Genomic DNA, 13524 nt, shown 5'->3' on the forward strand with positions numbered 1-13524 from the left:
CTTCAACTACTTACCTTCAACTATTTGCCCCTAATAAATAAGGGACTTTTAATCAGGTGCTGCCATGACTGACAAGAGAAAAGTTTCGGTATTACTCACAACACTGCTGACTTCATTTATTCCCTTGGCAGTTTATCCCAATGAAGACATTAGCGACAAAATCTGGCAGAAAACGCAGTACAACCAAAAAGATAATCAGAAGAAAAATAAAGCCGATTTGAAGATACCAGATATTATTTCCAAAAATAGAGGTACTTCATCAGCCGTGAATCATGGGCAAATCCTTAAGATTGAAAGTAGTCCTAAGGGTATTGGTCAAGCACTGTATCTTGCCATAAACGATCAGCAATGGCGGGACATCAGGAATTTAGTCGTGATTTATCAAGAACTGCCGGAACACAATCCGTTACTCGTCGATTTTGCCCAAGGCAGTCTGGCACGCCTTGAAGGAAACTTGGCACTTTCTGCCTCTTATTATGAAAAAATATTACGCCAACAACCAAATTCCACACGCATCAAACTGGAACTTGCCCGTGTTTATTTTGAAGATCACAAGAACCGGGAAGCCGAACAGATGCTTGACGGATTAAGTCAACAACATCAGTTACCAGCAATGGTTTTGAAAAATATCGACAATTATCTAAAAACAATCACTACAAGAACTGGCTGGCATGGTTCATTATCATTAAGTTACGGTTATGACGATAATATAAATATGTCCTCAGAGCAGGAACCGACCTGCACATTTACCATAAAAGGAAAGTGCATAATTGTTAGAGAAATACCAAAAGCTATTAAAGAATGGGGAAACACTTATAGTGCTACGTTAAGCCGACGTTACCAAATCGCCGGGCATCACGGCATTTTTGGACGTGGCCTGATTCATGGTAAAAATTATCGCCATTATCACAACGAAAACGAAAATACGCTTCAACTAATCAGTGGCTATCACTATAAAAGCAGGAATCATGACATATCCTTTGGCCCACTGTTCGAATATAAACTGCGGGCTGGAAGTACCGAATACCACGCTGTCGGTGCAAAAATAGAATGGCAATGGGCTATCACCGCCCAAACCAACCTCAACGTTGAACTTAGACATAAGCGACTGACTTACCAGCAACTTTATCGCTGGAAAAACGGGACACTTTCCTCATCCTATTTCGGCATGTCCCATGCCATCAACGACAAATTTATTCTGTTTGGCGGTAGCAGCTGGGTCTATCGGGACAATTCACAACCAGCGGCCCGGTATCAACAATGGGGAGTGAATGCAGGCATAGCAGGACAGCTCTATTCCGGCATAAATGGTTCACTGTTTATTTCATTGAAAAAACAACATTTCGCGGCCTACAACGCATTATTAGGTGCCAAACGGCGGGAAAGTGAGCAAATATACACTGCTTCCATTAAATTTCCTGCCACTAAAATTATGGGTATGACACCCTCTTTAACTTTCATTCATCGGCACAATCACAGCAATGTGAGTTGGTTATACAGCTATAATAAAAATGAAGTACGGATACAAGTGGAGAAATATTTTTAGTCAAGGCTATGGAACACCCACAGATTAGGTTCAATGTAATAAGCCATCTGTTTCTCGGCATCCACCACCAGCGGCACTAAACCACCCGGAATAATATACTCCCCGCTTTGTGGAAATTTCATGCCTGCCCACTCCTGCCATTGTTCCAGAGTACCGTAAATTTCCATGGAGCGCAGGGCGGGTTTGATGATTTTTGCGCCCAAACGGCAATGGGTACGGAGCCATGGGTCAAATGGCTCACCTTTTTCATTTTTCCAGCCACAATACTCAACAAAATCTTGCAAGGGATATTTGCTTTTCAAACTGGGTCTGACGGGAACAACCAGCCCTTCTAATCCTTCATCACGGGCAGTTTGTTTTAATCCATTAATTAATAAACCAGGAATGTTTTGACCTCGAAATCCGGGATCAACCGTCACGGACAATGCTGACAGCATATTGGCTTTCTGCTTACCCTTCGCTTCCCCACCAGCATGTAACACAGCATCCCAACCTTCATCAGGCAGTTGTTCTAATGAATGATGCTCCCAGGGAAAAGGCACGGAATTCAACATACCAACCAGACGTTCTTCTTGCCCTTGTTGTAAAATCGCGAATTTTTGAAAACAGCTGAAACCCGGCTCATATAATTTATCCCAATATTGTTCAGCTACTGCATCATAATTCATAAACTCAGGCCAATTTGCCCCGATTAAATGACTTACTGCTTCTTCTAAATCTGTTCTCTCTTCAGCAGACTGGATAATAATTTTTACTTCCATAATACATCTCCCATGAACCTTGATTCAGATATAACACAATAATATTGGGTGATTAAATCTACTTGCATCACATTTTTAGCAAAAATGTAGATTAACCTCCACTTTTCAAAAATAATATAAAAGCAAATTATTCAACGAATTAAAAACTAAGTCCTGCCAATAAACCCCACAATCACTATAACAAATGGTAATAATTATCATTTACATTATCATTTAAAAGGTGTACTTTTTTTTCGCGCAATAAATCAGGCCGTTTTTAAGACAGGGTAACGAGGGATCCCCCATTCCAAATGAGGATAGTGATGAAAAAGTTAAATGTATTAGTCGCCGCTGTAGCAGCGTTGGGATTTATGGCACAGGCTCAGGCAGCAGTAGGATTTGGTCAGAGTCAGAAAAACACAACACCACATATTATTGTTGGTGCAACTGAAAAAGGTTCAAATTCACACGGCGGGGCAATCGGTGAACCGGGCATTGGAGTCAGTACAATTGGGGAAGGCAGACTCATCGGTTTTGCCGGACTGACACGCATGGCCCCAGCAGACAGCAATGGCATCCATAACATCTCAATGGCAGGAGCACCCGGCTCTCACGGCGGTATGGGCGTATTCCATTTCAGCAAAGTTGCCAATGCAGATGTTTACTTCGGTGAATGGTCAGCAACCGGTAACGCATCAGATCCTACCCACACCGTTTATTATGCGGGCAAGGATATTACTACCAATATACCAACCGACGGCACAGCAACCTATACCGTGAAAGGCGTTAACCAGTACAGCGGTAACAATGCCCTGTCCGGTACATTTACCGCAGACTTTGGTGACAAAACCCTAATTGGCTCTATGGCAAATAACATGATGACAATAAATATCGATGCCGATATCTATGCTGATGCCAAATTTGAGGGTGATGCAAACATTGGCAATCTTGCCGGAACAACGGAAGGCCATTTCTTCGGAAACGATGCTTCCAGTCTGGCTGGGCATGCCACATTTGAAGGTGACCACTCCAAGGATACCGCTTTCGGTGGTTCTAAACAGTAAACAGTAATTTTTCAGAGAACAGTGCTACTTTTGGCGCTGTTCTCTGTTTTTATTTCTTATTAACACGAGCCTTGTGATCTGGTTTCCCGATGTCTGACAAGAAAATAATACCCATATTATCAACGGCACTGATGGCACTTTGCCTCTCTCTGCCCGCTTATGCCGATGAAGATATTACCCGTAAAATCTGGCAGGAAGCACAACATAACCAACAGGAAAACGAAAACCGTCTGATTACACCAGATCCCGTTTTTGTTGAATATAACTCTTCATACATTGTGCTTAACGGGAAAACATTCCAAGTCGGAAACAATATTAACGATATCGGTCAGGCATTATTCCTTGCCATTAACCACCGGCAATGGCCGGATGTCAGACGCTTTCTCGCCGCTTACCTAAAATTGCCGGGACATGACGTTATGCTGGTGAATTTTGCCCAAGGCGGGCTGGCCCGCCTTGAAGGTGATTTAGATCTCGCAACCTATCATTATCAACAAATCCTGAATCAACAACCCGACTTTCCCCGCATTAAACTAGAACTGGCTCGTATCTATTTTGAAGATCATAAAAATCGGGAATCCGAACAACTGTTTTTAGAATTGAGTGAAAATCAGCAATTACCAGAAGCTGTCTCAAAAAACATTAACAGCTATCTGGAAGCAATAGACCTGAGAAACAGTTGGCGCGGTTCTTTTTCAGCCGGTTATGCCTATAACGATAATGTGAATATGTCTCCCGATCAGGACATTATTTATCAGTCTTATGATCCCAAAACGAAACTTATCTATCTAGGCCAGATACCTAAAGCCGTCAAAGCATGGGGCATATCTTATGACGCAACATTAAACCGACGTTACCAACTTTCTGGTCATCACGGTATTTTTGGTCGGGGGCTGATTTATGGCGAAAACTACCGCAATTTCCACGATGAGAATGAAGATACTTTTCTGCTGACAGGTGGTTACAATTATAAAAACAAGCGGCATGATTTCTCATTCGGACCCTTGTTTGAATATAAACAGCGAGCGGATGACGCTGGTTATCGTGCTATGGGTGCCAAAACAGAGTGGAGATGGGCATTCACTTCCCAAACATCACTGAATGTTGAACTTGAACATAAACAGCTACGCCATCAACAGCGTTTCCGTCGAAAAGATGGCGGATTTACCTCAAGTTACCTGACTTTATCCCACTCCATTAATAAAGATTTTGCCCTGTTTGGCGGCGGCGACTGGCTCTATCGGGGTAATGATCAATATCCCATAGATCGCTATCAACAATGGGGTCTTCGCGCTGGAATTGCCGGGCAACTCTATCCCGGTATTACTGGCTCACTGTTTGCCACGCTGAAAGAACGACGCTTCGGTGCCTACAATCCAATGCTGAAAGCCACACGCCAAGATACTGAACAGATTTACACAGCGGTTATCAAAGTGCCCGCTGCTGAAATACTGGGCATGACGCCTTCTCTTACTTTCCGCCACCGACGCAATCACAGTAATGTGAATTGGTTATATAGCTATAACAAAAACGAAGTGCTGATTAGGCTGGAAAAGTATTTTTAATCAAAAAGTTATGATTTTTTTATTTGCGTGATGATAACCGAAAATCGAGGCAGGGATAACAATGGTATACCGAGTCAAAACCCAACTAACCCCCATCACAATAGCGCTATCACTGGCATTCTCACTGGCAACATCTCCCTTGTTTGCCGAATCTAAATCGACCGCCACATCCTCAAACAATAAGACAGATTTAGGTAAAATTAGTGTCACCGATACCAGTGATAAAGATGAGGCCGGATATGATGCCGTCTATGACAAAGATATCTCTAATATTTATATCGGCAAAAAAGAGATAGAACGCTACAAAGGCTCATCTCCCGCCGACTTAATTAAAGGTGCCGTTGGTGTATACAGCGGCGATGCCCGCAATAGTAGCGCACTGGATATCAATATTCGTGGTGTTCAAGGACAGGGACGCATTCCCGTCACGATTGATGGTACAGAACAAGCGATGACGGTAGGACGGGGCTATCACGGTGCCAATAGCCGCAGCTATATAGATCCAAACTTAATCAGCAGTATTGAAATCGAAAAAGGCCCTTCACTGAGCCGTGGAATCAAAGGTTCTGTCGGCGGTGCGGTCTCTATCAAAACATTAGGCATTGATGATGTAGTACCAAAAGGGGAAACCTTCGGCATCAATACCAAACTGGAAACCAGCAGTAATTCAGTAAAAGAGCGGACGCCTTATCTGGCATTGGGGCAGGATTACCGCGATATCCCGAATTTTATCCAAAATGGTGTTGAGACTGATCCCGCTTTACAGATCACCCCACACTCATCAAAAGACAATAAACTTTTTGGTTTCAAAGATAACGCATTCCGCTTCGCAGTAGGTACACGGCAGGAATCTTTTGATTTGATGCTGGCCTATGCTTACCGTCGTCAGGGTAACTATTTTGCTGGTAAAGGAGGGGCTCATCGTTATGATGACGCCATTACGGAAAATGACAGGGCACTGATGAAAAATTCCCTGACAACACTGGACCCTTATCTGCCATTTGCTGCCCGTATTTATCGCCCCGGTAATGAAGTGCCCAATACCTCCAGTGAAATGCGCTCTGTATTAATCAAAAACAGTTGGCGCTTCAATGATGATCAAGTGTTGTTATTGGGTTTTCGCCATACCCGCATGGAGTTTGGCGATATTATGCCCTCACGTTTGGGCTGGGTTAAACCCGAAGAAAATAAAGTCCCCCAATGGCCGCTTGCTAACGTCCGTCAGCAAGCGGCCAACCTGAGTTATAAATGGCAGCCCTCAGACAACCCTTATATCGATTTCGACGTAAATCTGTGGACAACCCGCACTACCAGCAATACCAATACAGCGGGGGGATATCCCCGTACCCCTACCGATAGAGACTGGAACTGGGAAAAAGGAGAAGCAGTCAGGAGCAGGAGCAACAACATTGATGGTACATTGATCAATTCTGCTGTGACTCATAGCCAAAACAACCGTTGGGGTATCGATCTCTCCAATACATTTTCTTTACACCCCAGTCTGGATCTGACCTTAATAGGCAATTTTCAACGGGAACGTCTTGATTCCAATGATGATTACACAACCTCAAATATCTATTTTTTCCAGTCACCATCGCGAAAAGGGCAGCGGCAGGAAATGAATCTCGCCTTTAATTTTGACTGGCGTCCGACTTCATGGCTGGCACTCGGTGCGGGAGCTAAACGTGTCTCCTACTGGTCTCAAGATGATCTGCTCAGAGAACGACGTGCAGCAAAAGACAGTCGCTATCAAAAACTGCCGGAAATCACCGGACATAAAATGAGCTATTACCGGACGCCGACAGCAGAAGAATCTGATTATCTCAATAAAAGACTGCATGGAAAACCGAGCCGGAAAGAACGCGTAGCATTAACCAATAAATTGAAAGAAATAGGCTTATCAACAAACGATGTTCCTGTTCGTGATGGGCAACGACGCTATATGGTTCTGAGAGAATTCGATTGGCTTTATGATCCCCAAAAAAGCGTTCTCAATAAAAACGATAACCCCTATTTCAATGGTCAACTGAATATGAATGAAAAGGTTATCGATCCAATTAGTGGCAAAGAAGCCTATAAATATGAATATGGTACAAAGATCGATGCTGATAATAATATACGAGGTTCTAATGTTGATGACCCTTGGGAAACACCGCCAAAACGCAAGGGACATGCTTGGGCGCCTTCATTCTCTGCCACCGCCTATGTGACGGACAATTTCCGGCTCTATACCCGCTATGCCGAAGCTGTAAGAATGCCCAGCATTTTTGAAGATACCATCGGTTTTTCAGGTATCCCGGATAACCGAATCGGTCAACAAGTGAAGCCTGAACGTGCCAAAACCACTGAAGTCGGCTTAGTTTATGATTTCAGCCAGTTAGTTGATGCAGAGCGCCACGCTGATATCAAATTTTCTTATTACAATACCCTGATTGAAAATGTATTCGACAGGAACAACTCCTATCATTTCTCCCAAATGGATAAACAGAAACTGGCGGGTCTGGAATTACAGGCACGTTATGACAACGGCAGTTTCTTTACCGATATTGGGCTAACCTACAATATGAAGAACAAGGTGTGCGACAAGAATTCCTCCCTGAAAAGGGACTCCCAGAATCGCTATAACATCCCTGAATGTATTGATGGCGGTTTTCCCAATGGTTATCTGCGTACCTCCATCCAGCCCCAATACTCGGCTAACCTGACCATCGGCGGTCGCCTGCTTGACGAAAAACTGGAGCTGGGCAGCCGGATGCTCTATCACAGCAAGGCAGAAAACAAAGATGAAAAATGGCTGATGAATGCCTTACCGGATGTTTATAAAGGCCAGTCCAACAACCCGATGCGCTGGAATCCGGTGTTTACGGTTGATGCCTATATCAGCTACCAAATCACCCCAGACACATCTGTGGAGCTAATTGGCACAAACTTAACCAATCGCTATTATCTCGACCCTCTGACACGTTCGATGATGCCAGCGCCGGGAAGAACCTTTAAACTCAGTCTGACCAGCCAATTTTAGAGGCTAGGAAGGAGGATAGAATGACCAACGCAGCCATATTCGATAATCCAGCTTCGCATTTCCCCCTGACATCACAAAAGGGCTTGCTGGTAGGTATTCTGATTGCCATTTTATTGCATATCAGTCTGATATGGCTGTTTAACCGACATACTTCGTATGACGATGATGCTGCCCATCACATCACCAACAACGCTCCGGCCATGGAGCTATCCATAACGATGATCGCAGCCCCATCATGGGAGAGTGAACCGGAGCCTGTCTCTCCTCCTCCACCGCTTTTAATGGTACCTGAATCACTGACAACACCCAAAATCGTGCTGGATAAAGCGGTTCATCCTGAAAACAAGGTAGAAAAGCCGCCGGAATCCAGCAAACCCAAAAAACATAAAAAACAGCAGAAAGAAAAACCACAGGAAATGGCAGAAAAGAAACCCGCGCCATCACCGCAGGTACAGAAAGACAATCACACAGAAAAGGAAACCAACGGTAGCAATCAGATTAATTCACAAGGAAGTATGAGCCGAGCGGCAACTTCACAGCCTTTGGTGGGACAAGGAAATAGTAAAATGGATAATTATAATGCAAGGTTACGGCAGGAAATTGAACGCCATAAACGTTATCCCCGCAAGGCAAAGAGAATGAGACAAGAAGGTACGGTTACCGTCCATTTTACCCTGCTGAATGATGGTTCAATCACTGCGGCCAGAATCGCTCAATCATCTGGCAACAACGCATTGGATAATGAAGCACTGAATGCCATTAATCGTGCCCGTTCGGTTGGTGTCAGACCTTCAAGCATGAAACCAGAAATGACAGTGGCACTCGATTTTACATTGAATAACACAGATTAAATCAGCACCCAGAAACATAGATAAATATGTTTCTGGGGTTTTGTCTCTGGAAAAATAAGTTTTCTTATTTTCCAATACAAAAACTCGAAAAAATCCGGCCGAGCAAATCATCAGAGGTAAATTCACCCGTGATTTCACTCAATACCTGCTGTGCCAGCCGCAGTTCTTCTGCCAATAATTCTCCTGAACGGGCAAAAATCAACTGCTGGTGGCCTTCCTGTAAATGCTCTGCCGCTGTATTCAACGCCTGCAAGTGACGACGACGGGCCAGAAAACCGCCCTCGGTATTACTGTTGAAACCCATCGTTTCTTTCAGATGATCTCGCAACAAATCAATACCTTTTCCATCACGGGCAGAAAGGCGAACTAATGTGTAACCACTGATTTCCGATACACCCGTTTCTTCTCCTGTCATATCTGTCTTATTGCGAATAACGGTAACTGGGAGGGAAGCTGACAACTTAGCCATAAATTCAGGCCAGATTTGGGCGGGTTCAACTGCATTCGTCGTCGTGCTGTCCACCATAAACAACACCCGATCCGCCTGTTCGATTTCCTGCCACGCCCGCTCAATGCCAATACGCTCTACTTCATCACTTGCTTCACGCAACCCCGCTGTATCAATCACATGTAGCGGCATTCCATCGATATGAATGTGTTCACGCAGGACATCACGCGTTGTTCCCGCGATATCAGTAACAATCGCAGCCTCACGACCTGCCAGTGCATTGAGCAGGCTGGATTTACCGGCATTAGGACGCCCGGCAATCACCACTTTCATGCCTTCGCGCAACAAGCTGCCCTGATGCGCCTGTGAACGGACGCTCTCCAGTTCAGCAATCACCTCATCCAGTTTAGCTTCAATCTTGCCATCAGAAAGGAAATCAATTTCTTCATCGGGAAAATCAATCGCCGCTTCAACATAAATCCGCAAATTAGTGAGTGCTTCCACCATTTGGTGGACTTGATTGGAGAATGTTCCTTGCAGGGAATTCATCGCGGAACGCGCAGCCTGCTCAGAACTGGCGTCAATCAAATCCGCAATGGCTTCAGCCTGTGCCAAATCCAGTTTATCATTCAGAAATGCACGCTCCGAGAATTCCCCCGGATTGGCAATGCGCACACCAGAAATCGTCAGAATACGTTTTAACAATAAGTCGAGAATAACCGGCCCACCGTGCCCTTGCAGTTCCAGCACATCTTCTCCCGTAAAAGAGTTAGGGCCAGGGAAATAAAGTGCAATACCTTGATCAAGTACGGAACCATCTACATCACGGAAAGGCAGGTAATCGGCATAACGGGGTTTCGGGAGTTTCCCCAATACCACCTCAGCAACTTCTGCCGCTTTCCGGCCAGAAATACGCAGGATGCCTACACCGCCTCGTCCCGGAGGAGTAGCCTGAGCGACTATCGTATCGGTGGTATTCATGAAATTCTCTCTTTTTACCTATGAACTGAAATAACAAAGGCGGCCAATGACCGCCTTCCACTTATATCTTCTGCTTCTATACCTGTCGTCTTTCAAGTTGCAGCTTTGTTGGCTGCGCTCACTCACCCCGGTCACATAGTTATCTATGCTCCAGGGGATTAATGAAAGGCTCCTGCCTTTCACCGGAGGCCAGCCTTTGGCTGGGCAAATTCGTTCCCGACGAATTTGTCATTCCCTTGCCGTCGCGCTGCATCTTGAAATCCAATGGGTATATTTAAAAAACAGATTTTTAAAAGATCTATTTTTTCTCGCGAGTATGTAAACCGCGTTTTTCCAGACTGCGGAAAATTACCTGCTGCTGGATAATGGTAACCAAGTTACTCACGATGTAGTACAGCACCAGACCAGATGGGAACCACAGGAAGAAAACGGTAAACACGACTGGCATGTAGGTCATGATCTTCTGCTGCATCGGGTCAGTCACGGTAGTTGGTGACAGTTTCTGGATAACAAACATGGTCACACCCATCAGCAATGGCAGGATGTAGTATGGATCTTGCGCAGACAAGTCATTAATCCAGCCGATGAATGGTGCGTGGCGCAGTTCAACAGAACCCATCAGCATGTAGTACAACGCAAGGAAGATTGGCATCTGAATCACCAGAGGCAAACAGCCGCCCAGCGGGTTTACTTTCTCTGTTTTGTACAGCGCCATCATTTCCTGACTCATGCGCTGTCGATCATCACCAAAACGCTCACGCATCGCCGTGATTTTTGGCTGCAACAGACGCATTTTCGCCATTGAGGTGTATTGCGCCTTAGTCAGCGGATACATGATACCGCGCACGATGAAGGTGATCGCAATGATGGAGAAGCCCCAGTTACCGATATATTCGTGCAGGAATTTCAGTAATTTGAACAGTGGTTGGGAAATAAACCACAACCAACCGTAATCGACAGTCAGATCCAGATGTGGTGCAACCGCTGCCATTTTGTCCTGAATTTCAGGACCAACCCACAGGGTAGAAGAGATATTCTGCTGGCTGTTTGGTGCGATATTGATGTTTTCACCCTTGTACCCGATGATCGCCATTTTTTGGTTTTTCAGGTCAATGGTGTAGAAATTGCTGGTTTTGCCTTCACCCGGCACCCAAGCAGTGGCGAAATATTGCTGAAGCATCGCTACCCAGCCACCTTTGGTGGTTACGGAAAGCGCCTTACTTTCAATTTCATCAAATTTGTATTTTTCGTATTTTGCTTCATCAGAAGAATAAGCAGCACCACGATAAGTATGCAGAGCAAAGTTGCTACTGCCAGTATCACGGTGTTTCGGCAAATCAACGCTCTGCTTCAACTGACCAAAAAACGCCATTTGCAGGGGTTTATCAGTAACGTTATTGATGCTGTAGTCAATAGAAACAGCATAATTACCGCGTTTCAAAATGAAGGTTTTGACATAAACAACGCCATCTGGCGCAGTGTAAGTCATCGGAATACGTAATTCATCCTGACCATCAGCCAAAACAAAGCTATTCTGGGTGGCGTGATAAAATGGACGTTCAGCCTGGTTATCAGGACCATTAAGGCCTGTTAAACCACTTTGAGCCTGATAAGTAAACTCAGGTGTTGTTTCCAACAGTTTGAACGGCGTATTGGAACCTAGGGTATCAGGATAGGCTAGCAAATCAGCCTCCTCGATATCACCGCCACGGGTATTGATATGCAAAGAAAGCACATCCGTTTTCACGGTGATCAGTTTACCTTGTTCAGTGCTTGCTTCACGACTCAGCGTATTTGTTTGCTGCGTGATCTGTGCAGTTGGTTGTGGGTTCTTATCATTTTCCCACGCTTGCCAGACCAAGAACGAAACAAACAGCAAAGCGATGAGAAGAAGATTGCGTTGCGAATCCATCGTTAATGTTCTCTGTTATCGTCGTTTTTAGGTGGGACAGGATCATCTCCACCTTTATGTAAAGGGTGGCATTTTAATATGCGTTTCACTGTTAACCAACTGCCTTTTATCATTCCAAACCTACGCAATGCCTCAATGCCATAATGAGAACAGGTAGGGTTGAAACGACAACGGGGTCCCAGCAGTGGACTAATCACCAACTGGTAACCCCTGATCAAAGCAATCAGCAGGCGCGAGCCAAGCGACAGTGACGACGCCATAATTTGCCTAAAGCTTCCGTTAGCTCACGGTTATCAAGCTCAGCGACCCCTTTCCTCACCAAAATAACAAAATCCATTGATGGCAATTTATGTTGGTTTAAACGAAAACTTTCACGAGCCAGTCGTTTGATACGATTACGCTCATGGGCGCGTTTAACATTTTTTTTGGCGATGGTTAAACCGATGCGGGGATGCCCCAGCTCATTCAAGCGCCCAAGGATAGTTATCTCTGCGGAGCTTGCCCGTTGTGGCTGCTGGAAAACATAAGTGAAATGCTCGGGAGTTAACAAACGTAACTCCCTCGGAAAAGCGAGCTTAACCACGAGGTATGGTTAGCTTTATTACTTAGAAACGGTCAGACGAGTACGGCCTTTCGCACGACGGCGAGCCAGAACCTGACGACCATTTTTAGTGGCCATACGTGAGCGGAAGCCGTGAGTACGGTTACGTTTCAGTACGGATGGTTGAAAAGTGCGTTTCATAGCGATTTCTACCTAACTTAAAATTTGTTACTGATTCAGCAAATGCGTTGGCGACCAGTGAGAAATAAGTAGACACCGATGCCTCAATCGCAACATCAATATATAGAAAGAGGCAGGATTGTAATAAAATGTACTACCCTTAGTCAATCCAAGATGACGCGAGCCTTATCGCTTTCCTGCCAGATTATTAACTTCACAATCAGACATGACCAGACTTTTTGCTACCCGAAGCGCTTATCCCAAATCCTCACCAGACATAACCGGAAAAATCGTTGGTATAACACGCAGGGTGCAAGATTATACGGACTGCACAATAAAGCGCAAGGATCATACACAGATCGTCGCACATGAATATGCGATCAGGGTATTGTTTTTTTGTTAAATTTTAAACAGTAGCTAAATGGAGTTTGCTATATATCATGATTACACTACATTATCTCTTACGGGCCTTTATATCCTGCAAGTACCAAAGTGTGGTTATCTCCCTGTGGATAAAAAGCGTCAAAGCTGTGTAAAAGAATGAGGATCTATGTCGTCTTTTGCGTTATGATCGTTGATCACGATCCCGGTCTTTCTATATGCGGATCGTTGGGGAGCGATGATATTAAAAATCGCCACAAGGTACATGCTATCTTCCTCAGCATTGGGGAGTG

The 13524-nt window shown here is 44.8% G+C and carries 11 protein-coding genes; 5 read left to right on the plus strand and 6 right to left on the minus strand.

Annotation, left to right across the window (positions count from 1 at the left end; genetic code table 11):
• Window positions 1-64 precede the first annotated feature (64 nt).
• Window positions 65-1546: a porin family protein gene (locus tag AC5JQI_RS19070; protein ID WP_493913283.1), complete on the plus strand. Its 1482-nt coding sequence runs from the start codon at window positions 65-67 to the stop codon at window positions 1544-1546.
• On the opposite strand, the gene AC5JQI_RS19075 is transcribed toward AC5JQI_RS19070, so the two are convergent.
• On the minus strand, window positions 1543-2307 hold the full coding sequence (locus AC5JQI_RS19075) for a transferase (protein ID WP_493913284.1): 765 nt from the start codon (window positions 2305-2307) through the stop codon (window positions 1543-1545). The two genes, AC5JQI_RS19070 and AC5JQI_RS19075, sit on opposite strands and share 4 nt — an antisense overlap.
• 302 nt (window positions 2308-2609) lie before the next feature.
• Between AC5JQI_RS19075 and AC5JQI_RS19080 the strand changes: the two genes are divergently transcribed.
• The 4 genes from AC5JQI_RS19080 to AC5JQI_RS19095 all read left to right on the plus strand — a co-directional run bounded on the left by AC5JQI_RS19080 (window position 2610) and on the right by AC5JQI_RS19095 (window position 8788).
• The gene (locus AC5JQI_RS19080) at window positions 2610-3350 is read left to right on the plus strand and encodes a Slam-dependent surface lipoprotein (RefSeq protein ID WP_493913285.1); all 741 of its coding nucleotides are present in this window, start codon (window positions 2610-2612) and stop codon (window positions 3348-3350) included.
• A gap of 89 nt (window positions 3351-3439) precedes the next feature.
• On the plus strand, window positions 3440-4915 hold the full coding sequence (locus AC5JQI_RS19085) for a surface lipoprotein assembly modifier (RefSeq protein ID WP_493913286.1): 1476 nt from the start codon (window positions 3440-3442) through the stop codon (window positions 4913-4915).
• A 61-nt stretch (window positions 4916-4976) separates the two neighbouring features.
• Window positions 4977-7937 carry a TonB-dependent receptor domain-containing protein gene (locus tag AC5JQI_RS19090; protein ID WP_493913287.1) on the plus strand — a complete coding sequence of 987 codons (2961 nt, stop codon included), beginning with the start codon at window positions 4977-4979 and terminating at the stop codon, window positions 7935-7937.
• A 20-nt stretch (window positions 7938-7957) separates the two neighbouring features.
• Complete coding sequence (locus AC5JQI_RS19095) at window positions 7958-8788, plus strand: energy transducer TonB (RefSeq protein ID WP_493913288.1); 831 nt, start codon at window positions 7958-7960, stop codon at window positions 8786-8788.
• Window positions 8789-8852: 64 nt separating this feature from the next.
• Here the strand turns inward: AC5JQI_RS19095 and mnmE are convergent, their stop codons facing one another.
• From mnmE to rpmH, 5 genes are all read right to left on the minus strand, one after another.
• On the minus strand, window positions 8853-10217 hold the full coding sequence (gene mnmE, locus AC5JQI_RS19100; RefSeq protein WP_493913289.1) for a tRNA uridine-5-carboxymethylaminomethyl(34) synthesis GTPase MnmE: 1365 nt from the start codon (window positions 10215-10217) through the stop codon (window positions 8853-8855).
• A gap of 298 nt (window positions 10218-10515) precedes the next feature.
• Window positions 10516-12129 carry a membrane protein insertase YidC gene (gene yidC / locus AC5JQI_RS19105; RefSeq protein ID WP_493913290.1) on the minus strand — a complete coding sequence of 538 codons (1614 nt, stop codon included), beginning with the start codon at window positions 12127-12129 and terminating at the stop codon, window positions 10516-10518.
• A 2-nt stretch (window positions 12130-12131) separates the two neighbouring features.
• A complete protein-coding gene (yidD, locus tag AC5JQI_RS19110) occupies window positions 12132-12389 on the minus strand; it encodes a membrane protein insertion efficiency factor YidD (protein ID WP_237386017.1) in 258 nt (85 codons plus the stop codon).
• The gene (gene rnpA, locus AC5JQI_RS19115; protein ID WP_237386018.1) at window positions 12353-12712 is read right to left on the minus strand and encodes a ribonuclease P protein component; all 360 of its coding nucleotides are present in this window, start codon (window positions 12710-12712) and stop codon (window positions 12353-12355) included. The genes yidD and rnpA overlap by 37 nt, the downstream gene beginning before the upstream one ends.
• Window positions 12713-12730: 18 nt before the next feature.
• Complete coding sequence (gene rpmH, locus AC5JQI_RS19120) at window positions 12731-12871, minus strand: 50S ribosomal protein L34 (RefSeq protein ID WP_012990648.1); 141 nt, start codon at window positions 12869-12871, stop codon at window positions 12731-12733.
• Window positions 12872-13524: the final 653 nt, after the last annotated feature.

The sequence above is a fragment of the Xenorhabdus sp. XBWT genome (assembly GCF_059072735.1).